This window comes from Pseudomonas sp. GW821-FHT09C08, from assembly GCF_059418125.1.
The window spans coordinates 127,652-153,042 of record NZ_JBWKPG010000002.1 but is presented as its reverse complement, the minus strand read 5'-3'; the positions used below and the strand labels follow the sequence as shown (position 1 = coordinate 153,042).

Genomic DNA, 25,391 nt, shown 5'->3' with positions numbered 1-25,391 from the left:
GCTTCATTCAAGTCCGATCAATCTGCCGGGATGGGATCAATCGACTATGGGCGCTCTATGGCAAACCGATTCAACCCAGGCTGCGGTTCCCACCGACAGCGCGGATGAACAGCCATTGCCACGACGCCCGCGCAGACCTGCGTACCGCTGGCGCCTGGTGTGGCTGCTGCTGGTGATCGGCCTGATCGCCGCAGGGTTTGCCGCCCAGCGCGAGATGCGCACCGCGCACTGGCAGGCGCGCGAACTCAGCCGCCTGGCGGGCACCCTCGGCTACACGCTGCAAGCCGGTGCGAGCGATGCCATCGTGTATCCCGGTGACGGCCCCTTCGACAAGCGCCTGGGCTACAGCGACCTCGATCAATTCCTGCCACGCCTGCTCAAGCGCAATTACCAGGTGCAGAGCCAGGTGCGCTTTTCCGCGCCACTCATGACGTATGTCGGGCGCGGCCTGTTCGTGCCCTATGCCGAAAAGATCCAGGCGGGCCTGTCGATCAATGACTGCCGGGCCGAGCCGCTGTACCAGTTCACCTACCCGCAACAGGCGTACCAGCAGTTCAGCGCGATCCCGCCAGTGGTGGTCAACAGCCTGCTGTTCATCGAGAACCGCGACCTGCTCGACCCGGCACAGCCCCAGGCCAACCCGGCGGTGGACTGGCCGCGCTTCGCCAAGGCGGCATGGTCACAAGTGGCCAGGCTGCTGCACTTGCCCGGGCAGAGCGCCGGCGGCAGTACCCTGGCCACGCAACTGGAAAAATACCGCCACTCCCCCGACGGCCTGACCCTGTCCGGCGGCGAGAAACTGCGCCAGATGTTTTCCGCCAGCGTGCGCGCCTATCAGGCCGGCCCGCAAACCTTGCAGGCCCGGCAGAATATCGTGCGCGATTACCTCAACAGCGTGCCGCTGTCGGCCGTGCCCGGTCATGGTGAAGTGCATGGCATGGCCGAAGGTTTGCGGGTGTGGTACGGCGCTGACTTTGACAAAACCAACGCCCTGCTCGCCGAACCCGGCACGCAACACCTCGCGCAAAAAGGCCTGGCGCTGCGCGAAGTGTTGTCGTTGATGATTGCCCAGCGCCGGCCTTCGCATTACTTGTCCAAGGGCCGCGACGAATTGACGAGCCTGACCGACAGCCATATCCGCCTGCTGGAGCAGAACGGCGTGGTCGAGCCGGCCCTGGCCAAGGCCGCGCTGGCGAGCAAGATCAGCTACCGCGACTGGCTGCAGCAACCGACGTTGCAACCGATTGAAACCAACAAAGGCATCAGCGTCGCGCGCAGTCGCCTGGCCGCCCTGCTCAACCGTCCGCTGTACGACCTTGACCGCCTCGACCTGTCCGCCACCAGCACCCTGCAAAATGACCTGCAGACCCAGGCCACCGCCTACCTCAAGCACCTGGCCGATCCCGCCTTCGCCGGCCAGCTCGGCCTGCTCGGCCCGCGTCTGTTGACGCCCGCCAGCACCGCCCAGGTGCGCTACAGCTTCACGCTGTATGAGATGACCGGCGACGGCGCCCGCGTGCGGGTGCAGACCGACAACACCGACCAGCCCTTCGATATCAACGAGAGCAGCAAGCTGGAACTCGGTTCCACGGCCAAGCTGCGCGTGCTCACCACCTACCTGCAAATCATCAGCGAGCTGCACGACCGTTACGCCGGCCAGACGCCTGCGGCCTTGAAGAAAGTCGACATCGACGAACAGGATCGCCTGTCGCGCTGGGCAGTGGACTACCTGGCGCAAAACAGCGACCAGAGCCTGCCGAAGATGCTCGATGCGGCGCTTGACCGGCAGTATTCCGCCAGCCCCGGCGAGAGCTTTTTTACCGGTGGCGGGATGCATCACTTTCACAACTTTCGCAACGAAGACAACGGCCGCAGCCCCAGCTTGCGCGACGCCCTGCGCGAGTCGATCAACCTGCCGTTCATTCGGCTGATGCGCGACCTGGTGCGCTACAGCACCTATCACGGCGCCAACAACAGTGCCGAGCTGCTCAAGGACGACAGCGATCCACGTCGCCAGGAATACCTGGCCCAATTCGCCGACCGCGAAGGCACCACCTTCCTGCTGCGCTTCTGGAAAAAGTACCGCAACAAGGACACCCAGGCCCGACTCGACACCTTCCTGGACGGCATGCGCCCAACCGCCATGCGCCTGGCCGCCGTGCACCGTTACCTGCTGCCGCAGGCCAGCCAGGACAGTTTCAACCGCTTTGTCCGGGCGCACCTGAACACGCAAAAAGCCTCGGAAAAACTCACCGACGAACGCCTGGCCAAGCTCTATAAAGATTACGGCCCTGGCGCCTACGACCTGCCGGACCAAGGCTATATCGCCAAGGTCCACCCGTTGGACTTGTGGTTGCTCGGCTACCTGTTGAACCACCCCGACGCCACCTTCACCCAGGCCGTCTCCGCCAGCGAGCATGAGCGCCAGGAAGTCTACGGCTGGCTGTTCAAGAGCCGGCACAAAAGCGCTCGCGACAGCCGTATCCGCACCATGCTGGAGATCGAAGCGTTCCTGGATATTCATCAGCGCTGGCAGGCGGTCGGCTACCCGTTCGACCATCTGGTGCCATCCCTGGCCACCGCCATCGGCAGCTCGGGCGACCGCCCGGCGGCGCTGGCGGAACTGGTCGGCACCATCCTCAACGACGGCATACGCGAGCCGACGCTGCGCATCGACAGCCTGCACTTTGCCGCCGACACGCCGTATGAAACCCGGCTGGTGAACAACCCCGACAAAGGCAAGCGGGTGATGCCCAGCGAAGTTGCCACCGCATTGCGTGGGGCGTTGTCGCAGGTGGTGGATGCGGGTACGGCGAAACGCGTGTCGGGCAGTTTCAAACTGGCCGACGGCACACCGCTGGCCATGGGCGGCAAGACTGGCACCGGCGACAACCGTATCGAGGCGATCGGCGCCGGTGGACGCATCCTCAGCTCCAAGGCGATCAACCGCACGGCGACCTTTGTGTTCTACATCGGCGACCGGCATTTCGGCACCCTCACCGCCTTCGTCCCCGGCAGCGGCGCGCAGAATTTCACCTTTACCTCGGCGTTGCCGGTGCAGGTGCTCAAGGGCATGGCACCGGTGCTGATGCCGTACCTGCAACCGGGCAGCCATACCTTGTGCACCCCCGCCACGATGGCGGTCACCGAAGGCGGTAGCCGGCTGTTTTCGAGGTGACATTTGTTGAACGGAAGGCGCGGTTATCCGGCCTGTCCGACCCAGTATTCAAGCTTATTCTCGGCCCCTGGCCTCAATAGACTGAAGCGCTTTCATGGCTCTTTTCAGGATCTGTTGCATGGTCGTCATTTCCCCTGTCCCGTTCAATACCGCGTTTCAAGGTCGGCACTACCCGCTGCTCAAGCATGCCTTGCCGCCCTGGCTCAAAAGCACCTCCCTGGCACGCCTGCACGCCTTGCGCGCCGTCGGGCTCAAGGATCCCGCGCCGTACCCCCACGCCACGCCGGACCAGCACGCCGGCCTCAAGCAGGCGATTGCCGACCACTGGGACACCCTCAACACCCTCGACCAGCGGCTGCAGAAGCTCAATGACGTATATGCCTACGCCGAACGGGTGCTGGGCAGCGCCTTGCTGGCGGACTACGGCCCGATCGATGTGAGAAACACCTTCCTGCGCGTGTATGTCAAAGCCACCAGCGCGTGGTGGGTGCATGACTTCAAGCAAGCCGTGACCAGCCGCACGGTGTCCCTGCTGGACGCGGCGCTGCACAACTTTGCCGCCTCAGAACGTTTCGTCGACTATGCCTTCCTGTCCGCCGCCGATGCCCGTGGCCAGCAACGCAGCTTGACGTTCAAGCACAAGGCCAATGGCACCGCCCTCACTGCCGAGCGCTTCAAGCAACTGTGTCGTGGCCTGGACATCGGCCGCCATTACCGCGAGCACCTGAAGATCGTCATGGGGGTCTACACCCCCACGGTCGCCCGCGACCTGCGCCGGCAAGTGATCGACCAGCACAAAGCCGGGTTGAAAGCCGCCGCCCACCTGGCGCTGGTCAAGGGCGATATTACCCAGGATGCCTGCACCGCCGCGCTGGGGCTGATCAATGGAAACCCGACACTGCGCCTCGACGGCCAGACCCTGGCCGCCCATACCCTGGACATGATGAACAGCCGGCTCACCGGCATCCTGCTGTTCTGCGCGACGCCGCCCTCGGCAGCGCGGGTGATCGCCTATGTGCCGGACGACCCCGAGCACCCGCTCAAGCAATACCCGACGCCGATAGCGTTCATGACGCAAGTGACCCGCCAGTTGCGGGATGCCGAGCACTACCAGGTGTTCTTCAGCCGGTTTGTCGACCATGACCAGCGCGGCTTTTTTTTCGCCAACCTCAACACCCGCCTGAGCCGGGTGCAGTGGCGCATCAAAGCACCCACCGACAGCCAGCCCACCTGGCAAGACACACCGCTGGACAACCCCCACCTGCAATTTCATGTGCAGCCCATCGCGGCTGACCACCCCAACCGCGCCAGCAACGGCGGCGCAGATGACCTGTGGCACTACCGCTACCGGGTACACCTGAACAAGGTGCTCAACGACGCCCAGGACATCGCCGTTTCCACCCTTCGCGCCGATACCCTGGCGCGCCAGGCCTGGTGGGACAACCTGGGGAAAATCCTCGGCGATCTCTTCAACGCCGCCCTGCAGGTACTCACGCCGTTTGTGCCGGGGTTGGGCGAAGTGATGCTCGCCTACACTGCCTACCAGATCACCGACGAGGTGTTCGAAGGCGTGGTCGATTGGGCCCAGGGCCGAGGCGCAGAGGCGGCGGATCATCTGCTCGGGGTGGCGCAGGACTTTGTCCAGTTCGGCCTGTTCGCCGCCGGTACCACCTTGGCCGCGCCACTGCGCCTGAAACTCTCGGCGTTCGTCGAAGGGCTCAAGCCCGTGCAGAGTGCAGACGGTCGTCAACGCCTGTGGAACCCGGACCTTGCGCCCTATGTCGACGACCAGGGCACACTCGATCCCGCGCAAAGGCTGATACACGAAGGCGCGCAGTATCGGGTGCAACACGCGCGCATCGTCCACCCACGCCGCCCGCAAGCGTATCGACCACAGCTGTATCGCCGGGCCAACGGGATTGTCGTGCATGAAGCCGACCAGCCGCAGACCTGGGACAGCCGCACGTTGATGCGCCGCCTCGGGCCCAGGGTCGCGGCCTTCAGCGATGAGCAACTCGAACGCATCCGCCTCACCAGTGGCTGCGATGACGACGTGCTACGCGGCGCGTATCTGCAGGACCAGCCGCTGCCACCGCTGCTCGCCGACACGCTCAACCGCTTCGAGGCCTACGCCAGCGCGCAGTCGGCCAGTGATCAGATCCGCACGGGCATGCCGCTGGACCCGGCTGCCGCCTGGTTCGAGCAAACTGTTACCGAACTCGACGGCTGGCCACAGGACAAGGCCCTGGAAGTGTTCCTCAGCCCCAGCCTGAGCGGCGACTCCCACCGCTATGGCAGGCTCGACGCCGCCCCGGCGGACACTCTCAAGATGAGTGTGGCGCAGGTGATGTCCGGGCAGTTGCCGGAGCGGGTGCTGGGGTTTCTCGATGAAGCCCAGGCGCGCCTGCTGCTCGGCGCCCAGGTGCCCAAGGCCGGGCAAGTGCAGCACCTGCGCGAGCTGTTGGCCGCCTACGTCACCCGCCAGGCCCCCGAGATCGGCCAGTACGCCCACCATGTGCGTGAGCTGTCCGATGAGCCGGGTATCCGCCTGCTGCGCGAGCATTTCCCGCAAATGGACTCCAGCGTCGCACGGTCTCTGCTCGACAGTGCCGATGCCGCCGAGCGCAGCCTGATGCTGGACCACCGGCGCCTGCCGCTGCGTTTGGAAAACCTGGCGCGCGAACTGAATTTCGCCGCCGGCACCAGCCACGCCTATGAAAGTTTCTACTTCCCCTGGCGCCAGACCGCCGACAGCGAACGCATGCTGCTCAATACCCTGAAGCGGCACAGCGACTTCTTCGCCGACCTGCACCTGCAGATTCGCCAGCACACCGCCGACGGTCCCCTGCGCTGCGAGGCCGGCCCGGTCAATGCCGGCACCCGGCGCATCCTGGTCAGGAAGGACACCCTGGGCTATGAGGTCCGCGACGGCGCCCACCGCAAGCTGCACGGCCCCGACACCCTGTACGAAGCCCTGTTGCACGCCGCGCCCGCCGATAGCCGCCAGGCGGTCGGGCTTTCACCCGGCCAAGGCGAGGGCCTGCGGCACTGGCTGCTGACCACCCTGGAACCGCTGGCCGAACGCCGCAGCGCGCTGGCCCAACCCCCCGTGCGCAGCCAGGCTGACGAGGAGACACTGAAGCTGCTCGGCTCCCCCGCGCCTGCGCGCACGCCGAAGCTGGTCGTCATGAGTGAGCAGGTGGTGATCCTGAACGCCTTGAAAACCGTATTTACGCACCAGAGCGAGGCGCACATCCTGGCCTTTATGGAAAAAGTCGGCAGCGAGCACCTCAGCCCCCGCGTCAACCAACTGATCGTCGACCATTACCGCCTGGACGCTGACCTGGCGCACTGGTCGCGCCAGCCAGGCAACCATCCGCCGGACAGGGAGCTTGAGTTGCGCCTGTTCATTCGCGGCAAACTCCTTGAATGCTGGCAGGATCAGATCCGCGCCTATACCGAACCCTCCGGCACGCGCCTGGATCTGAGCGGCATAACGCTGCCCGATACCCTGCCACCGCTGCGCGCCGACTTCAGCCATGTCACCCGGCTGAACCTGATCCACAGTCAGTTCAACGCGGACCATGGTGAGTTCCTGCAACACTTCCCGCAGCTGTCCACCCTGTATCTGGCGGATAACCCGCTGTCCCGGCTGCCGGAAGCGATCCGCGACCTGCGCCACCTGGAAAACCTCGACCTGGCCTGGTGCCCGCTGGCGTTGCAGGCGGTGGATGTCACCCGCCTGAAAAACCTGCGCTACCTGCGGCGCCTGAAGCTCAACAACACCCGCAGCCACAGGGCCCCGGATATCGGGCGCATGCGCGACCTGGTTCACCTGGACCTCAGCCACAGTCCTGTCGCGCAGTGGCCCGATGGGCTGTTCGAGGTGCCCCGGTCCTCGCGGTTTGTCCTCAACCTGCAGGGCACCGCCATCACCCACGTGCCCGAGGTGGCCCTGGGCAGTGCCGAGGCCCGGCTTGTCGCCGCGACCTACCTCAATCGCGCCGCACTCGACGCCCTGCAGCGTGAACGGTTCAAGGCCTACCGCGCGTCAGTCGGGCTGGATCCCGAGCGCACCTATGAACCCCAGGGCGACAGCACGCCGTGGCTGGACTACCTGTCACCGCAAGGCCAGGACGACGCCCGCAAAGTCTGGGATGCGTTGGAGCACGAACACGGCTCCCAGGGATTGTTCGAGGTGATCAAGGCCCTGGAAATACCGGAGCGGTTCCAGACAGATGAAGATCAGCAACGCTACCGCGCCAACCACCGCACCCTGACCCGGCAGGTCTGGACCCTGCTGCAAGCGGCCGCCGTCGACACCCCGCTGCGCAATCGGCTGTTCGAGATCGCCAGTTTCCCCGGCAATTGCCCGGATGCCGGCACGCAGATCTTCAACGAAATGGGGGTCGAGGTACTGCTCTACCAGATCGAGCACCAGTCACCGACGCCAGAGGCCCATGAACGGCAACTGGTCACCCTGGTCAAGGGCCGTGCGCGCCTGCAACAGCTCAACGATGTAATCCGGGCCGACGTTCAACAGCGCCTGGCGCCGGTCGCCCAAGGAGGCCAGGGCTTGCGGTTTCTCACCGAGGTCGTCGACGGCGTGGCCGGCCAGGTGGATGAAGTGGAAATCTACCTGGCTTACCAGACCGCCCTCGCCGAGCGCCTGGACCTGCCGTGGATCGCCGAGCACATGCTCTACCGCAGCATCGCCGGGGTCAGCGACGCACAGATCGACGCGGCGTATGCCAAAGTACTTGAGCTTGGCGAGGGCGACGGCCTGGTCAACCGCATGCTGCTCGACGCGCACTGGTGCGAGTGGCTGCAACGTCGCTATGCCGGCCAATATGCCGAACAGCAGCAGTGGCTCAAGGCGCAACACAACCGCTTGTTCGACCTGCTGGAGTTGGGCGAACAGTGGCCGCAGACACCCGACACCGCAGCGCTGCAAACACAGGTCGATGCCCTGGCCAGTGAGCTGGGCATGAGCGGACTGAACCCCGCCGACCCGGCGGCATTCCAGGCCGCCTGCGAAAAACGCGAGGAAGAACTGGGCGACATCGCCCAGGCGTGGATGCGTGACCGCACCCGCGCAGCGCTGATGGCGGCGCGCACCTTACGCAATCGCCCTAGCCGCTGATCTCGATGACGCTCTCGGTGGTGCCTTCCACCAGGAAGAACCGATAGATCCTCCCGGCCTGTTTTTCAAAGCTGAAGACCCGGCCGGGGAAGATATGGTTCTTGGTGGTGGGCGCGCAGGCGGTGCGGTCATTCACCGCACAATCCTTGAACTCATCCACCACTACCACGGTGTTGCCGGCATTGCGCAAGGTGTAGGTACGGCCGCCGTTCTCGACACGGGTATCGAAGCGGCTGTCCGTGGGCCGCACGAAGAACACCGTGCCGTAGCCCGCCATTACCTGCACGCCGCCCGCCAGGGTGTTTTCGTAGGCCTGGCGGTCTTCATCGTTCAGCCCGAAGCCGTCATCTTTATCGGGTGCCACCGGCAGGTAGCGCACGCGGAAATAGCGCTCGCGATCGCGCTCGCCAATGAACACCAGGCGCGTGCTCTGCATGCCGTCCGCCGGCACGATCAGGCGCGCCGGGCTGGCGATCAGGCCATTGCGCACGCTGCCGTCGGCCTCGACCCGAAGCGGCACTTCCTCATAGCTGCCGTCCGGTTTGTAGAGCATCTCGCTGACGTTGACCTTGACGAAGGCGGTCTGGGTGCCGCCGTTGAAGATGCGCTTCAGGTAGGTACTTTTATCGCCGCGCAAATAGTCGTAGAAATCACCGACATTGATGTTCGGCCCGGCGTGGGCGTTCAGGGCACACAGCAGCAAACCCAGGATTGCACATAAAGACTTCATCACCACTCCTCGAAAAACCATCACGGCCGTACCGCATCGAACAGCAACTCGACGCTGCCGTAGTACTCACCCGGGGTAAACCCCTCCGCCGGCTCGACCGCCGAGATATCCAGCAGCACGCGCTTGCCCTGGCTGGCCTCGGCCTGCGGCACCACCAGGGTGTCAGCCAGGCCCAGCACCTGGCCGTTGAAGGTCACACTCAAGTCGATGTAGGTACGCCCGCCGTTGAACAGCATCGGCAGCGCGCCCAGCCGTGCGTTGATGCCGCCCGCCGAACTCTTCACGTCAAAGTGTTCGCGCACCGGTCGCAGGCGTCCCGGCACCAGGTCCCAGACCATCTGTTGTTCGCGTTCGAAGAACCCGGGGTTGATCGGCAGTACATAAAAATCCTGGGTGGGGATGGTCACCGACACGTCAAACACGTGCTCTTCACGGATCGCCAGGGCTTGGGTACTGAGCAACGCGAGCACCATCAGCAGCAGCGCCGCGGACATGACCTTGCACCGTCTGCACGCACGGTATGCGCGTGCCTGGGCTATTTCACTGACCATCAGCCTTTGACCTCATAGGGTGTTTTCTCGCTGCCCTCGATCAGGGTAAAGCGATAGGTACGCCCGGCCTGCCTGGTAAAACCGAAGGCACGACCCGGCAAAATGTGATGCTTGGTCACCGGTCGGCAGTCCTGGCTATCGCCGCTGGCGCAGTCCTTGAACTCATCGACCACCACCACACTGTTACCGTCGTTATGCAGCCCGTACTCAACGGGTTGCTCATCGACACGGGTGGCAAACCGCGTGACCTTGGGCCGCACGAAAAACACCGTGCCGAACCCGGCCAGCACCGTGACCCCGGCCGACAGGCGGGTCTTGTAGGCGTCGCGCTCCTCCTCCGACACGGCAAACTCGTCGTCCTGCTCGGGCATCACCGGCACAAAACGCACGCGAAAGTAGCGCTCTTTTTCCCGCTCGCCGAGGTACAGCAAGCGCGTGCCCTGCACGCCATTGGCCGGCACGATCAGGCGTGACGGCGTGGCCATCAGGCCATCGCGGACACCGGTCTGGGCATCGCTCTTGAGCTCGACTTCCGCGGAACCGCCGGCGCTGTCGTAGAGGATTTCCATCACCGCGACCTTGATGAAGGCCGTGCTGTCACCACTGTTGAACACGCGTTTCAGGTAGGTACTTTTATCGGCATCCAGGTAGTCATAAAACACCCCGACATTGATATTCGGAGCCGCCGGTACCGACTGCGGCAACCAGCACAGCGCGCACAGCGCCAACACATGTTTCATTGTCATGAGCCTCATCTAGAGATCCGAATCCCAAATCACCGAAACCTGGCCCGCGTACGTGCTGCCGCCGCGCTCGACCATCTGGTCGGCGTATGGCTTCTGGACCTCGAAATGCAAGGTGCCGGGTCGCCGGCTGACATAAAACCCTGGCTGGAACTGCTCGGTACCGGCGCCGCTCAATAACAGCGGCTGACGAATCACGGCGCCGCCGTCTTCACGGTTCAGGCCATGGGGTAGGCTGACGCTGACATCCACCGGCACTTCGTGGCCATCAGTGGTGTTGCGCAGGGCGCAGGTGTCCCCGATGACGCGCTCGCAGGCCATCTGCATCTTGAAACGCGATGAAGCGGAGATGTGGAAGGTCTGGTCACGGAACAGCCGTGCAGGTTTGCGGCCCTGGCTGAGCCAGGCTTGCCAGCCACCCTGGGGCACCAGCTCGATTCGGTTGCCACCGGGCGGCACGTCGACCTTCAGGTCGTGCTCCACGCTCAAGGTGAAGTTGAGAGTGAGGGCGTTTTTCGAGGGCATCATGACGTCACCGAAATCGTAATCGCCGCCCGGGCCCATGCTGTAGGTGATGCTGCCGGTGTACAGCCCACTGGACATGCCCAACGGGTTGGGCGTGCGCAGTTCGTAGGCGTACTCCATGGTGTTGACGCTCGTCCTGAGCAGATCCTGGGACGGTTTCCGGCTGCAAGGGCCAGCACCTTCAGGCGTCAGCCAGAAGTACGAAGCCGTCCGGGTACCCGCTGCAAGGTGGTTGGTGCTTTGGCAAGGGGGAGGCGCAGACCGCCACATCGTTGTCCAGGCGATCCCAGGCTGTGCCCACGCCGAAACACCTGGACTGGGCACAGTCCAGAGCCCACCGATCCCGGCCATCCGCACTTGAACGATCTCGGTTTCCTGGGTGGCGGTATGCGTTACGGTCAAATCACGCCAATCGGACGGTACCTTGACCATGAAGCCCTGGCGCTCCTGCTCATGATTGGCAATGATCGGCGCATTGCTGGCGATCCTGAGGTTCACATCCCGCAGGCTGAAAATCCCCATCGCCTTGCAGCGCGCTGCAATGTGGTAACCGCAGATCGAACTGATCGGCGTGGTGTTCTCGAACTTGTTCACCATAGGGTTGCTGGGGTCCGGCCGGAAGCGTGCAGTGATGTCCTCGTCAGCCAACGCCGCGAAGGAACACAGCAGCATCGCCGTGCCCGTGGTGCGTAAAAGGAAGCTGTTCATAACCTTGGGTTTTCTCGTCATCATGCTCAACCGGCAATCTGTTCAGTGGCGGTGGACTCGGCCAACGTGTCCGGCGTGCAGCGCAAATCACCGATCATCAGCAGGTTGTTTTCACTGCGGGCCTTGGAAGGGTCGAGCCGGAACTGGCAGAGCAACTGGTTATTGCGGCGCACTTCCAGGGTCGGTGAACTGGCGTTCATTTCCAGCGAGAAGAACCCGTCGACCTCGCTCACCCCACGGGTGGCGTGATTGATGACGTGCAGGCCCTTGAGCGGTTTGCCCTGGGGGTCGACCAGGCGGCCGAGCACGGTGACGGTTTGCATCACGCTGATCTTGCGGTACTCCACCCCGCCCTTGTTCAGGTGGTAGCGCGTGCGCGGCGGCTGGATCGAGGCCGACGGCGCATGGTTGCCGTCGAAGTCGAAACTCACCGAGCTGCCCTTGTAGGCAGTGATCGGGATGAAGTTGCGACCGGGACGCAAGGCCGTGCTGCCGCCACTCAGGTCGTCGGCACGCAGGGCGATGTCGTCGACGTCGGTCTCCACGTCCACGATCAGCCCGGAGCCGTTGCCGTGGTACTGGCTGGTCATCACCATCTTTTGCTGGCCGACGGCGAACGTGCTGTCCAGATTCAGGCCGCCACTCAAGTCGTCGTTGAACGAGGAGCGCTGCAGGTAGCCGTCACCGTTGACATACTCGTTTTCAAAACTGGCCATGCCGGACAAACCGATGCCGTAGGTGTCGGTGGTTGTCGTGGCGGACACGCTTTGCAGCAGGTGGTCCTGCAGGTCCTTGCGGTACGTCAGCGAAGCGTTGTTGTCCCGGGTGCCGTCGCGGGAAGTCCGTGTGCCGATGCTGGCGGACCATTGCTCGCCCGGCGCGCCGAGGGCCAGGCTGATGCTCAGGTCGACCCCGCGATTGCGCTGCTCGCCCGTGGCGAAGCTGGCAGGCCGATCAAACACCGACACGCGCCAGTTGGCGTCGTTGCCGAACAGGTGGGTACGTTCGGTCCAACCCAGGTCCAGGCCGACACCTTCGTTGTTGCCCTCGCTGTAGAACAGCCGGGCATTGATGGAGCGCAGGTTGCTCAGGCGGTGGTTGACCGAAATCGACGAATTGCTGGTCTGCCCGATGAACACGTCGCGCTGACGAATGCGCGTGCCGTCGGGCAGGGTTTCGTAGGTGTTGCGGGTGTCGAGCCAGCTGCGCGTGTGGTTGAACACCACGCTGCCCAGGCCGTAGTTGTACAGGCCATTGAAGTCGAGGCCGGTGCCGTATTTTTCCGTCCAGTAGACGTTGGCATACAGGCTGGCCTGGTCGGCAAGGGTCCAGTCGAACGAGGTGCCGTACTGCATGTTGTCCTTGACCTGGCGCCCGGACACCCCCAGCACCACACGCGGATGCGCCAGGTAGTTGAGGGAGACGCCGGCAGTCGGGCTGCCGCTGCTCTGCTCGTCGAAGTTGCTCAGCAGCTTGCTTTCCTGGCCGGCGAACAGGTTGTAGCGCCAGCGCTCGTCGTGGTTGCGCCAGTTGTTGGGTTTGTACACCAGCTCCTGGGTGGTGCTGGTGATCTGGCCGTCTTCCACCAGGCGCACTTCCACTTCATAGATGCCGCCGGGCAGGGGCCGCGTGTCGAGGCTGTGCAAGCCGCTGCCGACCGGCTGCGTGTTGATCAGCAGGCCATTGCGATAAATCTCCACCGACGCCTGACGGCTGGCGGTGACGTAGATCGGGTACACCGCAGGCTTGGCGTTGCTGATCACCAGGCTGTCGGAACTGCCGTACATCACGCCGACGGCGGTGTCGGGGCTGGCCCCGAAAGTGCGCAGTTGGCGCGTCAGGCCTTCGGCATTGGGCGTGAAGTAACCCAGGCGCAGGAAGTTGCCTTCCAGCTCACGCTGGGTGTAGAGCGCGTACACCGCGTGGTTGAGCTCATCGTCATCGGGGCCGCCAAGGCGCGAGAACTGCATGTTCAGCGTCTGGCTCCACAGGCCCAGGCTACTGCTGGCGTCGACGCCGAAGCGCCCGCCGAGGTCCTGGCCTTCGCCGCCGCTGAGGTTCAATTGGTTGCGCACGATCAGGCCGGTGCTGCCGCCGGTGGGCAGGAAGTAATAACGCTGCTCCTGGGCATCACGCTCGGCGTTTTCGGTGAGCAGGGACACCGTGGAGTTTTCCAGGTTGTAGTGCACGGCCATGAGCCCCGAGGGGCAGTTGCTGGCGCAGGCACCGAGCGCCACACCCTGCTTCAGGTAATCGGCCCAGTGGTCGCGCTCTTCATCCTTGATGACGCTGCCGTCGTGGTCGGTAAAGTCGAGCAGGGTCAGGCGGTCGTCACGGGTCAGGACGATCATTGCCTCGGAGACAAACTCCTGGTCCAGTTCAACCCTGACGGCCAGGGGGACATCAAAAAAGTGCTCTTCAAAGTCCGCCGGCAATCCCTTGGCCTGGGAAAGCAAACTACGCGGTATTGTGCCTTCGGCGGTACCTGCCGCCAACGCGCCCGCACAAAACAACAAGGCAAGCGCTGCCGCGATGGAAGTCATCGGGAACATGAACGGAATACTCTGATTTCGGACTTCAAACGCAAAACCGGTCGACCGACAGCGACTGCCTGTCGACCGGTATCGCTACCCAACAATAAGCCGGTGCTGATCAGGCCTTACTGTGTGACGCGTGGCACGTGGTCGAAGACGATGGTGTAGTTGGTGGTGAACAGCCCTGATACGCCATCTGCAGGTTTGGCGGCAGCCACGACCAGGTCAGCCTGGGTGCCTGGGGTGGTGCTTGCGTCATCGGCCACTTCCAGTGGCGCGCCGGTCAGGACTACACCGTTGAAGGTGTTGGTCAGTGCGATCGCGGAGGTGCCGTTGGTCAACGAAGCGGGGCCGCCTTCGATGTAGGCGTGGATCGAACCGTCAGTGTTTTTCAGGTCGTAGGTGGCGCGCAGCGAACTCAGTTCACCGGTGACGGGGTTGTAGTTCATGGTTTCGTCGCGACCGAAGTTGGGATCACGTGGCAGCACATGGAACTGCTTGGTAGGAATCGTCGCCTTGATGTTGATGACGCTGCTGGCCTCGCCGGCAGCGAAAGCGCTGGAGGAGCCGATCGCCAAAGCAACGAGAGGCAGGACGAAAGCGGTCTTTTTAAGCATTTTTAGTACCTGTGGTGACATCAAATGTTAGTTGAGAAAACTGTTTTCTCGCCCCGCCGAAACCCGATAATCCGGTCTTGCGAAGCAGGCAAATAGTCCCTCGAAACGCCACTTGATGATGCCGGCCCTTTCGCGCTGACCCGTAATTAAACACGACACGCAAATACAGAAAAAAACCATAAAATTCAAAAAGATGAATATTAACTGTCATCTAGTTATTACACGCAAACATGGACAGTACTACTTATATAAATCCGCACTCTGTAGGACATCAGCTACACACCAGAGCCGCTCTGGTTATTCCCCGCCATTAGAGCAATAACTCCACTGAACCAACTGATGGTGTCTTCATAAAATGGTCATTTAGCCGCGCTGATTCGTTGATAAGGCGAAGCCCTGTTCGGAGGCGGCGGCCACCTTGCGCAGCCGCGTTTTCCTGTCGCTACCGTTCGTCAGACGGTTTTGCGCTTTACGTAAGATATATCTTAAGTTGTATCTAAATCAGACAGGAGAACACGACAGTGAGAGACCCTCATCACCACCGAGACCACGGTGACGACCGCGATGGCTTCGAAAAACGCCCTGGCCGCGAACGCGGTGGGCGCGGCCCGCGCGTCTTTGCGCCGGGCGACCTGAAATTGCTGCTGCCGGCGTTGATCGCCGAACAGCCGTGCCACGGCTACGACCTGATCCGCCGCATTGAAACCCTGTTCGACGGCGCCTACAGCCCCAGCCCCGGGGTGATCTACCCCACGCTGACCTTCCTGGAAGAAAGCGAGTTGATCGCCGGCGACGCCGAAGGCGGAAAAAAACGCTACACAATCACCGACGCCGGTCGTCTCTTCTTAAGCGAACAGACGGTGGCCCTTGACGGCATTCGCCTGCGCATGGAGGTGAGCAAACGCTCGCTGCGCGGCCATGACCGTCCACCGGAAATTCACGAGGCGGTGCACAACCTGCGCCACGCCTTGCATTCGCACCACGGGCGCTGGAGCCCGGAAGAAATCGTTCGTGTCGCGGCGCTGCTCAACAGCACCGCCCAAGCCATTGCCGACGGGAAAGCTCAATGAATACTCAAGCCATCCACCGCGTGACCCACGAGATCAAACGCCGCCGCCTGCAGGTATTGCGCGTGGTCGACATCACTCCGCGCATGCGCCGCATCACCCTCGGCGGGCCGGAACTGGCCGGGTTTATCAGCCTGGGCAGCGACGATCACATCAAGTTGCTGTTCCCGCAGAACGCTGCCGAACAGGCCGCGCTGGAAAGCCCGACCTTCAGCATCAAGGGCGAAGGCCCGCAGCCAGCGATGCGCGACTACACGCCGCGCCGCTATGACCTGGACATCGGTGAACTGGACATCGACTTCGTATTGCACGGCGATGGCCCCGCCTCCACCTGGGCCGACCAGGCCAAGGTCGGCCAGCACCTGTACATCGGCGGGCCACGCGGCTCGATGATCGTGCCGGACATCTTCGACAGCTACCTGCTGATCGGCGACGAAACCGCGTTGCCGGCCATCGGCCGCCGCCTGGAAGAACTGCCGGCGGGGCGCAAGGTGCTGGCGGTGATCGAGATCGCCGATGCGGCGGAACAACAAGCGCTGCAAAGCGCCGCCGATGTGGAGGTGATCTGGGTGGTGCGCGGTCAGGACGACCTGCTCGACCGCGTGAAAAACCTCACGCTGCCGAGTGGCTCGCTGTACTGCTTTGTCGCCACCGAAACCAAGCTGTCGCGCCAAATACGCCGGGTGCTGCTGGACACCCATAAGGTCAATGAGGAGTTCCTCAAGGCCGTGGGCTACTGGCGTGCGGACGGCAGCGAAGAGGAGTAAGCCGTACGCCAGGGGTGTGTCATGGCACTCCCATTACGAGTACTCCGCTGCCGCTGATGGCTCCGGCGGCAGGCAGGGAGCCTGCTCGCCGGACCAGGGAAAACGTCACATCGTCGCCCCCCGCACTGTTGGTAATTTGGGTCAGGAATGAACCGTTGACATGAACCGCACTTGCGCCACGAACAAGGGCCGTCCCCACGTCCGGGTTGGTCATTCGCAGCAGACGCGTGTCGAACGAAGAGGCGGTGCCTTTGTAAGTGATCGTGATCGGTGTGCTGATCCCGCCGTCCGGGCATGAATAAGTGAGCCGGCGGTTGCTGCGGATGGTCGTGGTCAGCGGATCGGTACCGATTGCTCTCTGGTGAACATTGCCGAAGTTGATCTCGATCGGGTTGTTATTGTTGATCGTGCAGGTAGACGGGGAAATGGTGAAGGTGTTGGCGGCCGTATAAGTGACGGTGAGTTGCGGCCGGGTGGCGTCGTAATTGTTCGAACTGGTGAGGCGCAATAGCCCGAGGTTGTCCCCTATTCGCACGTCGATCGGCGTAGCCGGATAGTTACGCAACAGAATGTAGGGGGTGATATTGATCGGGTAAGCAGCCATATTGTTCGGAATAGTGGCTATCCGAATACCCGACGGGACAGGGGTGTTATAGAACGCGCCGTTAATCCGCAATCCCGTCCCTTGAGTGCTGAACTTGGGGCCGGGAGACCAGGGCGCGCCTGCGACGCTGCCAGTGGTCCAGTAGTCCTCGCGCGAAGATGGACCTCCATCAGGGGTAAATCGACATTCCAGCCTTGCCCCTTCCATAAAAACCCGCGTGCGGTCTGCGCTCAGGGTGACCGTGACCGGCACAACCAGGTTGGGATTCCCGTTGACCCAGGGCCCGCCATTCACTCGGCAATCAACCGCCTGCGCGGTCGTACCGACACCCAGCAAGACGAGAGTCACGATGGCTACATGCAGTCGTTTCATTTGTTATATCTCGTGGCTTCCCTCCCCTGGCACCGCGCAGCGAATATCGGCCTGCGGTCTGGTGCCGTCCAGAAGAGAGTTGAAGTTCGTCCGAGGCCGTGGCGGCCTATGAGTTACGATTCACAGCGCTACGGGTAGTCCAGCGTAAACGTCGAGGTCACCCTGTAGGCTCCGTGCCCTATGGTCTGCTCCCTGAGGGCATCCGGCTCCCCCTGCACGTAGGCCTTGAGCTCAATGACATTGCTGCCATTGGCCAAAACCTGTTCGTCGCTGACTTTGTTCACGGGCAATGGCTTGTTACTCAGCGTCTCCAGACCGAGCCCGATACCCGAGGCACCATTGCCGCTATCCAGCGCGAACAACCCGGGCAGCGCCCGGTTTTCCACACCGCCGAAGGTGATGGTCACCGTGTTGCCGATGGTGGTGTCGCAGTCTTCCAGATGCAGCTTGAAGCCTTTACCCACAGAGCGCGTGTTGATGTAGAGGTGCTTGCTGGTCAGGTCCCAGAGCTCCAGGGTGATTGCCTCGTCGCCAGGCCTGATGTTGCAAGCCTGTTCAACCAGGTTGCCCTTGAAATTCAGGTTGTCCGTCGCAGACGCCTCGGGTATCAGGCTGAAGACTGGCACCCAGGCCAGCACGGCGCACAGCCACCTGGGATGAACACTCTCATGTCCCATGGATTCAACTCCTACTGGTATTCGGCCAACAGCGTGGCCACCGCTGTGAACCGTGCGGGGGCCAGCGTTGCACCCGGCTGTTTGACCGGCACGACTTCCAACATCGGCGGGGACGACACGGTTATGTCCAATGGCGTATTGGGTCGAAACGGCAGGTTATTCTGGAATATCCGAATGCCCAGGCCTGTCGCACTGGTTTGCACAGCCGAGCCGTCGAACGTCGTGGGTGTGCCGTTGACACTCAACTTCAGCACCCACGGGAGCGTGGCGCTACCACAGCTGATGATGTAGCCGAGCGCTCGGCGGTATCTCACGCCATCGACTCGCTTGACGCCGACATCGCCGAAATCGACTTCGATCGTGTTCCCCGCATTGATCGTGCAGGGCGGTGGCTCGTTGAGCGTCCCGCTGAACGTCAAGTTGGCCGAAGCACTGCTGCTCAGGCCGATCAAACACAAGGCGAGCAAGGCTCGCTGCTGCCCGCATGTCATTGCGCATTCCTCATCATTGGTAATCGACCACAAGCGTGGCGGCGGCATCAAATGCGCCCCCGAGCAGGACGCTGCCCGCGCGCTTGACCGGTACTGCCTGCACGACGGGGAAGTTGGGATAGGTAAAATTCACGGCCGCATTCAGCGGCCAATCCGCACCGTTGATGAACAGTTTCACCCCAAGATTCGGGTTGCGGGTCGAGAGTACGCGAGCATCAAACGAGGCCCCCGTGCCCCTGAGTTCAAGTCTCATGGCGTTGCTGAAAGGGGCATCACAGGTGACGGTATAAGGCACGTTGCGACGGTAGTTGACACCGTCCACCCGTGACGTCAGAAGGTCATTGCCAAAGGGCACATTGAGCGTACTCGCGCCGTTAATGATGCACGGCGGAGGTGCGATGATGACCGCGCGGATAATCAGGTTGGTGTCGGCCTGCACACCCTGGCTGGCGACCCACAGCAGGCCTGCCCCAATAAGAATGGCCCGCGGGCCGACTGCCTTGGTCATTACATTGGCCTCACTCATAACTGAGCCTGAAATCCACGACGGCGCGGAAGGCCCCACTGGTCAACGGTGCGGAGGTGCGCGTGGGTTGAACATTCCAGGTCTGGAGACTGCCGCCCTCGGTCAGAAACAACGGTTCGCCCCGGGAGCCCAGTTGCACGTCCCGACCCAGGGCATCGGTCAACCGCAGCCCCATCCCGGTGATGCCTTGCACTTTGACCAGCCGTGGATCATCGGCATCGGCAGGCGCGAGAAACGTGACCGACAACACCGGTTGATGGGAACTCCATGCCAGGTTCCCGGTACGCTCGCTGCGGATGCTGCCGGCGGTGCGCTGGCAATCCTGGAAGCGCAGCTGAAATGCGCTTGATGGCGCCTGGTCGCCAGGTCGTAGCAGCAGGCTGGCCGACACGGCGCCCAGGTCAATTGTTTGATGGCGCGATGTCATCTCCAGGCTGCAAGGCGATTCATGCATGGACCCGTTAACGTTCAACCGCCCACGTTGGCCATCGATGCCTTCGTCATCCTCGGCGCCTACCCGCGCCGCCAGGACCCATAACACGCAACCCAAGACTTTCACGGTGTGGGACTTCATGACGTTCTCCCGCAGCAGGCGCTACTCATTAGGCGATGAGACCTGCGCGTTCACGGTGCAGGTTTCGCCACTGCAAGTGAATGCCAGGAGCGGGCGTCCACCGTAATCGTTGACGTAGGCCAAATACGGGGCCTGGCCAAGTGCCGTGGCCGTTGGCCCCAAGGCCAGCGTCCCCTTGGGCGGGATCATCACCGGTTCAAAGCCCGCCACGGTTTTGCCGTCTTTGCTGCTGCGCGCGTCCACCAGGGACACGTAGTAAGGCGTGGGGTTATTCACCTGGTATCGGTCGCCCTGCCGGGTCAGGGTGAGCTTTTCCTGCCAGGGGTTGGACAAGTCCTGCTGGCTGGGCATGATGGCTTGGGGGCGGTAGAACAATTTGATGCGGGTCTGCAGCGCAATTTGCAGGGTGTTGGATTTGTCGCTGCGCGGCGGAATTTCCCGCAGGTTGAAGTAGTAAACAGTCTCGCGATCCTGGGGCAACGATTTGACCGCCGGCAACGCCTGAACTTTCACCTGGCTTTGTTTACCGGGCTCCAAGCGTTGAACCGGCGGTAGCACGATCAAGGGCGAGGTGATTTTGTTGCCCTGCTCATCCTCGATCCACCCTTGGGCCAGGTACGGCAACTGGGTGTTGTTATTGGTGATGTTCACGCTGGTGGCATCCTTGCCACCCTCAAAGATCACACGGGTGCGATCCAGGCCAACCGCAGCGTTGGCGGCCGGGTTCAGGCCTGTAGCCAAGAGTGCGAAGAGCAGGAATCTAGAGCGCGTATTGAGCATCATGAGGCGGGGTTCTCCGTATCGGTACGCTTGCCGGTCAGCGATGCTGGCTCGGGTGAGGATTGATCAGTGGCTACACTCTGGCAGCGCAGTTGCAGGGCATCGCTCAAGCTGTCGGCTGGCAAAACCACAGGGAGCGTGAGCAGGCATTGCTCGAGGCCACTCCAACTGACAATCATCTGCTCGCCGGCCTGGATGCCACTCAGGTAAACAGCACCGCCGTCGTTCACAATCCCGGTGTCCTGCTGTTTTAGGTTCTTCACCGTCGCGCCGAAGGGCGGTGAACTGCCATCCGGCAGGCGCAGCACGGCCATGGCCTTTTCACCGGCAATCACCTCCAGCGATCGATAACCGATGGCCCCTTCGGTGAGTGTCAGTTGCGTCACCGACTGCGTGGCTTCGACGTTGCTCGGCAAGCTCTCCAGGTCGACACTGGCGGCCGTGCGCTGGTAGCTGCTGATATCGGAGATCACCGCCTTGCCGAAGATGTTGGTGCGGGTCGACACGCCGTAGCCCCGCACAGGCACGTCGGGTACCCCGCCGGAATCGATCATCAGACGGGTTCCGCCAACGGCATTGGTTCGGTGCAGGGCTGCACCGTAGGGCGTGAGTGTGCCGCCACCGCGAACAGACGCACTGAGGGTCCTGCCATTGCCTTGTTGTGTGCTGGCGCTGAGATCGATGTCAGCCTGGTCGCCAATATGGCTCAGGTAACCGCTGGTAGAGTTGTCACTTGCACTGAGCTGATAGCTATTGCGCTCATCGAGGCGGTCACTGTAACGCGTGGCATAGCTCCCTTTGCCCGAGGTCCTGCTGCCATCCAGCGACAGTGTGCCGCTGCGCCCCAATGGCAGGCTGACCGTCAGCGCCATTCCGCTATCCTTGTAGGCGTATTCCTGACTGCGGTACATATTCAGGGACAGGCTCATGTTCCTGACTGTCCCCAGATTAAAGTAGCGCGACATGGACAGGTTCCAGCGCTGAGTGTCCGGGCGCCCCCAATACGTCTGTTTGTTGTAACTGGCGTAGACGGTCGCCCCAAGGTCACGAAACTGTTTATTGAGCGTCACCGTATACAGTGACTTGCTGTCGCCAATCGGTTTCCAGCCCTCGATGATCTCTACGTTCTCGATCCCGCCGAGCTCGCCGTTCAACCCGTAATGGCTGGCGTCCAGGTACTCACTCATGCTCAAGTAGTTTTTCTCGGAAAACCGGTAGCCGGCAAACGTCACCTGGCTGTCGTACTGCTCGAAGTGCTTGGAGTATTGAAGGCGGTAGGATTTGCCCGAGAGCGCCTGATTCCACACGCTGGCGTGGGACTGGGTGACATCCAGCGATACGGCGCCGAACGCCAACAGGTCACGACCGGCGCCGACAGACAACGCACGGTAGTTGTTATCGGTGATAGCACCGCCGAACAGCGACCAGCCATTGCTGACGCCCCAGGAGAACTCACCGGTACCGAAAAAATTGCCATTGGCGCCGTATTGAAGATCGGAGGGCCGCCCCAACGCCAGCTTGTAACGAACCTGGCCAGGACGCGTCAGGTAGGGAATGCCTGCCGTGTCGATCTGGAAGGTGTGGACCGAACCATCCTGCTCTTCCACCCGTACATCCAGGGTGCCGCTGACGGCGTCATTGAGGTCCTGGATACGATACGGGCCTGCAGCGACCAGCGTTTCATACAGCACGCGGCCCTTCTGGCTGATAACAACCCGGGCGTTTGTCTTGGCCACGCCCACCACTTCCGGGGCATAACCGCGCAAGTTGGGTGGCAGCTGGCTTGCATCCGAAACGAGTGCGGCACCGGTATAGCGGAAGCTGTCAAACAGGTCCGAGTACAGATAGTCCTCTCCCACCGTCAGGCGCGCCTTCAGCGCAGGCACTGCGCGATACGCGTAGTAACGACTCCACTCCAGTTGTTGTGGATCGCCGTACCCACTGTCGAGGCCTTTTTCGACACGCCCCTGCCAGTCCGCCCTCAGGCGCCAGGCGCCGGCATTCGCCCCCACGGTGCCGTTACCCGTCAAGTTGTTACGGGTGCCGTCATTCTTCTGGTAGCGGGACTGCGCCGTCATGTTGTAATCGATCAGCAGCCCCGGCACGCCCTCATCCCAGCGGGAAGGCGGGTCCCAATTGATGGCGCTGTATTCAAGGTAGGCCTGGGGCACGCTGATGTTCAGCGTGGAGGTGGCCAGATCGCCACTGACCTCCATGCCCGGCAAGCTTTCTATATCCAGGCAGTCATGGCCTTTCCACCACTTGAGTTCGGCAGCGCTCGACACTTTCAGGCCCAGCAGGTCCACAAGCGCCGGCGACAGACAGGCCTGGCTGCCTTTGGGATCATTATCAGGGGGAAAGAACGCCACCGATTGCTCGGCCATCGCCTGATTATTGATCTGCACCACCATCGAGTAAGTACCAGGCAGAATAAAACCGCTGCGGGCAAACCGAGACAAGTCAATATTGGTCCGATCACTTAGATCGAGGACGTCTGTATTGAACTCAATATCCCCGCTCGCCATAGCCGTGCTCGGTAATAATATCAACCCACTAAAAAAGTTTGAGCGCAGCGTATTCTTGACCTTCGCCGTATTCAACATGCAAGCAACCCATCAAAGTTCAGAAATATTCCAACTTGAATCGCACGGTGGCGCGGTGTGCTCCGGCCACTATGGGCAATCCGTTGCCAACAAAATGAAGCGTGAAGTGCAGCGTCATGTCGCCTTCCGCCAAGGGGTGCGGTGTCATCGGCTGACCGGGAATACTTAATTGGCCAACCGAATCTTGGATATTGAGAGCAACACCTTGCGAGCCACCCAATACAGCAAAAGAGCGACCCTCCCTGTCGGAGGGACCGTCAAATGTCACCCGCAGGTGCTGCCAGTCGGGCAGCGTTACCCCGGGGCGTAACGGATCGGTGCGACTCAATGTGCAATTGACCAGGCGCAGCTGGAAGGATTGGTCGCCGCCCCTGGCGCGTCGTAAAAACCGGCCGATAGGCTCAGGGTCCATATCGATGGTTTGATCGACGCTGACCAACTCCAACCCGCAGGCCGAGTCAACGACCTCTCCTCCCAGCGTGACGAGCCCATCCCCGTGCGCAAGCTCCTGGGCAACCCCCCAAGGGCTGGCGAACATCGCCAAAGAAGAGGTGATAGCGAGACTTACGAATGTTTTCACCAGTGCCTCCACCCGCCTCCCCCGCCACGCTGGGTGGCGGGGGAAAAGCTTACTGATAAGCCAAGGTGAAATTGGTCACCGCGCTGAAATCACCCGGCAACACGTCGCCCGTAGCAGCGCCTTGCACATAGGCACCGAACTCCAGCGTGTTATCACCGGTGGCAATGATCTGCGGCGTGGTAGGCACGCCCAATCGAACGGGTTGACTGCCATGGGTCATCATGATGCCGACGTTGCCCGCGCTACCGACGGTGCCCAGCGCACCCGGCACCACGCCGGATGGCGCCCCGGTGAAGGTCGTGGTCACCGTGTTATCGGTGAGGCCGGCCAGGTCGCAACCTTCGAGTTCAATCAGCAGGCGCCGTGGCTCGGACTTCCCACCCGCCTGCAACTGATGCTTGGCAATCGCGCCAAGGGGAATGGTTTGATCGACGGAGTCAGGCTTGATGGAGCAGGCGCCGGAATGCACCGAACCCAAAAAGGTGACCGTTCCATCCGCCGCCTGGGCAACAGACACAGACCCTACCAACAACCCGATGGATAACAGCACAGTGTTCATTTTGGCTTTCATGTCTAGAGGCTCACATAGTAATAAACGTCATTAAGTCATTCCGACGCCTGAGCGCGCAGAACGCCCTACCTTTTTCCAATTACTTGTATTGCAACTCAACTCGCTTGATGAGCCCGAGTGATTATCCAGTGCAAACTTTAAAAGGAAAGTCGGCCCGTTCATTTAATGACGTAGCCTGACGACGCCAAGACTTATAAGAAAATTATGGCAATTTGCCAAAACTTTATATTCATCTGTAAGACGTGGATGACATGAAGTTTATGAATACTGAGTTGTCGGCAACTATAACTGTAAGAACCGAACTACATCACCTGGAAAGTCAACGCTTTCATGTAGAAAGATTAACTAATGAGTTGAAGCGTTCGAGAAGAGGCACGCAACCGCTCGACGAGACGGTGCTCGCCGGGTAGGTAAGGAAAGAATCAATCAGGAGCGGGGCTTGATGCGCTTATCCAGCCCCACCACGGCCAGTGCAACCAGCACAAAGCCCGCCAGAATCCCCCCGGCATTCACGAACACTTGTGGATAACCGAGGGTGCCGACATCGATGAACGGGTACTGATACTGCCCGAGCAAATCCCCGCGCAGCAGCGCATAGCCGAAGTACACCAGCGGGTAGATCACCCACAGGCCGATGTGTTTCAGGCGCAGATGGCCCTTGGGCACATACCGCCACCAGTACACGACGAACAACACCGGCATGACGTCGTGCAGCAGCTCATCGGCGATAAATTGAAAGCCCTCGGGCTGCCACAAATGCCGCAGCAACAGGCTGTAGGCGAGGCCCACCACCACGATGCTCACTGCGATGCCACTGCTGACCGCGGGCGCGAGAAACCACCGCTTCGCCGGCGAGTCGCGCTTGACCCACGCATAGCTCAACACCACCGCCGCCAGGGTGTTGGTCAGCACGGTGAAGAAACTGAAAAAGTTGATCAGCCCGCCCAGCAGGCTGGCGCCGGCGTCCCAGCGCGAATAAAAGATCAGGTATTGCTGAATCGCCAACCCGACCCATCCGGCCAACGCCGCTGCCGCCACATACCGCTTCAT

20 protein-coding genes are annotated in these 25,391 nt (G+C 61.8%); 4 read left to right on the top strand and 16 right to left on the bottom strand.

Translation table 11 applies throughout. The features are described from left to right. Positions 1 to 46 precede the first annotated feature (46 nt). Both AC07OJ_RS07290 and AC07OJ_RS07285 read left to right on the top strand, forming a co-directional pair. Positions 47 to 3,178 (top strand): transglycosylase domain-containing protein, encoded by a 3,132-nt coding sequence (locus tag AC07OJ_RS07290; RefSeq protein ID WP_495094309.1) that lies wholly within the window; start codon positions 47 to 49, stop codon positions 3,176 to 3,178. Between the two features lie 118 nt (positions 3,179 to 3,296). Then, positions 3,297 to 8,321: an NEL-type E3 ubiquitin ligase domain-containing protein gene (locus tag AC07OJ_RS07285; RefSeq protein ID WP_495094308.1), complete on the top strand. Its 5,025-nt coding sequence runs from the start codon at positions 3,297 to 3,299 to the stop codon at positions 8,319 to 8,321. On the opposite strand, the gene AC07OJ_RS07280 is transcribed toward AC07OJ_RS07285, so the two are convergent. The 6 genes from AC07OJ_RS07280 to AC07OJ_RS07255 all read right to left on the bottom strand — a co-directional run bounded on the left by AC07OJ_RS07280 (position 8,311) and on the right by AC07OJ_RS07255 (position 14,729). Then, a complete protein-coding gene (locus AC07OJ_RS07280; RefSeq protein WP_495094307.1) occupies positions 8,311 to 9,051 on the bottom strand; it encodes a molecular chaperone in 741 nt (246 codons plus the stop codon). The two genes, AC07OJ_RS07285 and AC07OJ_RS07280, sit on opposite strands and share 11 nt — an antisense overlap. Before the next feature lie 20 nt (positions 9,052 to 9,071). Continuing rightward, entirely contained in the window at positions 9,072 to 9,545 is a 474-nt protein-coding gene (locus AC07OJ_RS07275; protein WP_065906851.1) for a CS1 type fimbrial major subunit, read from the bottom strand. 56 nt (positions 9,546 to 9,601) lie between these two features. Continuing rightward, positions 9,602 to 10,342 (bottom strand): molecular chaperone, encoded by a 741-nt coding sequence (locus AC07OJ_RS07270; RefSeq protein ID WP_495094528.1) that lies wholly within the window; start codon positions 10,340 to 10,342, stop codon positions 9,602 to 9,604. A 15-nt stretch (positions 10,343 to 10,357) separates the two neighbouring features. Next, the gene (locus AC07OJ_RS07265) at positions 10,358 to 11,578 is read right to left on the bottom strand and encodes a hypothetical protein (protein ID WP_495094306.1); all 1,221 of its coding nucleotides are present in this window, start codon (positions 11,576 to 11,578) and stop codon (positions 10,358 to 10,360) included. A 26-nt stretch (positions 11,579 to 11,604) separates the two neighbouring features. Then, entirely contained in the window at positions 11,605 to 14,130 is a 2,526-nt protein-coding gene (locus AC07OJ_RS07260; RefSeq protein ID WP_495094305.1) for a CS1-pili formation C-terminal domain-containing protein, read from the bottom strand. A 107-nt stretch (positions 14,131 to 14,237) separates the two neighbouring features. After that, positions 14,238 to 14,729, bottom strand: a complete 492-nt coding sequence (locus tag AC07OJ_RS07255) for a CS1 type fimbrial major subunit (RefSeq protein ID WP_065906859.1) — start codon at positions 14,727 to 14,729, stop codon at positions 14,238 to 14,240. 521 nt (positions 14,730 to 15,250) lie between these two features. On the opposite strand from AC07OJ_RS07255, the gene AC07OJ_RS07250 reads away from it, so the two are divergent. Together AC07OJ_RS07250 and AC07OJ_RS07245 are read left to right on the top strand one after the other, a co-directional pair. Beyond that, entirely contained in the window at positions 15,251 to 15,799 is a 549-nt protein-coding gene (locus AC07OJ_RS07250; protein WP_106805046.1) for a PadR family transcriptional regulator, read from the top strand. Continuing rightward, entirely contained in the window at positions 15,796 to 16,563 is a 768-nt protein-coding gene (locus tag AC07OJ_RS07245; protein ID WP_495094304.1) for a siderophore-interacting protein, read from the top strand. The genes AC07OJ_RS07250 and AC07OJ_RS07245 overlap by 4 nt, the downstream gene beginning before the upstream one ends. A gap of 19 nt (positions 16,564 to 16,582) precedes the next feature. Here the strand turns inward: AC07OJ_RS07245 and AC07OJ_RS07240 are convergent, their stop codons facing one another. The 10 genes from AC07OJ_RS07240 to AC07OJ_RS07195 all read right to left on the bottom strand — a co-directional run bounded on the left by AC07OJ_RS07240 (position 16,583) and on the right by AC07OJ_RS07195 (position 25,391). Beyond that, on the bottom strand, positions 16,583 to 17,539 hold the full coding sequence (locus AC07OJ_RS07240) for a fimbrial protein (RefSeq protein ID WP_120447713.1): 957 nt from the start codon (positions 17,537 to 17,539) through the stop codon (positions 16,583 to 16,585). 128 nt (positions 17,540 to 17,667) lie between these two features. Continuing rightward, positions 17,668 to 18,216, bottom strand: coding sequence for a fimbrial protein (locus tag AC07OJ_RS07235; protein WP_201143602.1), 549 nt, complete (start codon positions 18,214 to 18,216; stop codon positions 17,668 to 17,670). 11 nt (positions 18,217 to 18,227) lie between these two features. Then, positions 18,228 to 18,707 carry a fimbrial protein gene (locus tag AC07OJ_RS07230; protein ID WP_495094303.1) on the bottom strand — a complete coding sequence of 160 codons (480 nt, stop codon included), beginning with the start codon at positions 18,705 to 18,707 and terminating at the stop codon, positions 18,228 to 18,230. 13 nt (positions 18,708 to 18,720) lie between these two features. Next, a complete protein-coding gene (locus AC07OJ_RS07225) occupies positions 18,721 to 19,215 on the bottom strand; it encodes a fimbrial protein (protein ID WP_106805717.1) in 495 nt (164 codons plus the stop codon). Positions 19,216 to 19,225: 10 nt separating this feature from the next. Then, positions 19,226 to 19,807, bottom strand: coding sequence for a fimbrial protein (locus AC07OJ_RS07220; RefSeq protein WP_495094302.1), 582 nt, complete (start codon positions 19,805 to 19,807; stop codon positions 19,226 to 19,228). A 21-nt stretch (positions 19,808 to 19,828) separates the two neighbouring features. Then, positions 19,829 to 20,590, bottom strand: a complete 762-nt coding sequence (locus AC07OJ_RS07215) for a fimbria/pilus periplasmic chaperone (RefSeq protein WP_120447711.1) — start codon at positions 20,588 to 20,590, stop codon at positions 19,829 to 19,831. Next, a complete protein-coding gene (locus AC07OJ_RS07210; RefSeq protein ID WP_495094301.1) occupies positions 20,587 to 23,190 on the bottom strand; it encodes an outer membrane usher protein in 2,604 nt (867 codons plus the stop codon). Before AC07OJ_RS07210 ends, AC07OJ_RS07215 begins: the two co-directional genes overlap by 4 nt. A 19-nt stretch (positions 23,191 to 23,209) precedes the next feature. Continuing rightward, positions 23,210 to 23,770, bottom strand: coding sequence for a fimbrial protein (locus AC07OJ_RS07205; protein WP_065906878.1), 561 nt, complete (start codon positions 23,768 to 23,770; stop codon positions 23,210 to 23,212). A gap of 49 nt (positions 23,771 to 23,819) precedes the next feature. Then, on the bottom strand, positions 23,820 to 24,329 hold the full coding sequence (locus AC07OJ_RS07200; RefSeq protein ID WP_065906879.1) for a fimbrial protein: 510 nt from the start codon (positions 24,327 to 24,329) through the stop codon (positions 23,820 to 23,822). A gap of 438 nt (positions 24,330 to 24,767) precedes the next feature. After that, entirely contained in the window at positions 24,768 to 25,391 is a 624-nt protein-coding gene (locus tag AC07OJ_RS07195; protein WP_495094300.1) for a Pr6Pr family membrane protein, read from the bottom strand.